Annotated in this window: 1 protein-coding gene; it reads right to left on the minus strand. The window is 39.9% G+C overall.

What is annotated here, in order from left to right:
• Positions 1–33: 33 nt before the first annotated feature.
• Positions 34–486: hypothetical protein (locus tag NNN71_RS24965; protein WP_271459616.1), on the minus strand; the 453-nt coding region annotated here is incomplete at its 5' end.

Genomic DNA, 486 nt, shown 5'->3' on the forward strand with positions numbered 1-486 from the left:
CATAAGGTCTCTTAATGGTTTTTTTCTTATAATCTAAAATGAAGGATCATTTTCGTACCCCATTTGATAACCATTCAATATAATATCTTGAAACTCTACAGCCATGACTTGACCTTTGGTTGTGTCTTTTTGTTTTATAAGTTGCTGTTCGTAGTTAAGTGTTTCTTTTCGGGCAGAGTATGATGTATTCGGTTTACCTGCCTTACGATCCTCAATCCCTTGATAGCAATTGAGGGAAACTCTTTTCTTCAACCCATTAATCATGTCATTTTCAGCAACGTGGTCAACCGGATAGAGCTTCATCGCAGTCTCAGCACTCTGTACTCGCTGATCTGCCATTTTACGCGCTGCGATAGCACATAGCTGGTAATCCGGGTCTGCATTCAATGTATCCTGCATTGCTTGCCTCCCCATTTCATAATAATTAGGTTGCGGCTTAGGTGCCTGAGCACATCCAGCTAACATTAATGATAGAGGTAATAAAAT

The organism is Kluyvera sp. Awk 3, assembly GCF_028069715.1.
GTDB lineage: Bacteria > Pseudomonadota > Gammaproteobacteria > Enterobacterales > Enterobacteriaceae > Kluyvera > Kluyvera georgiana_A.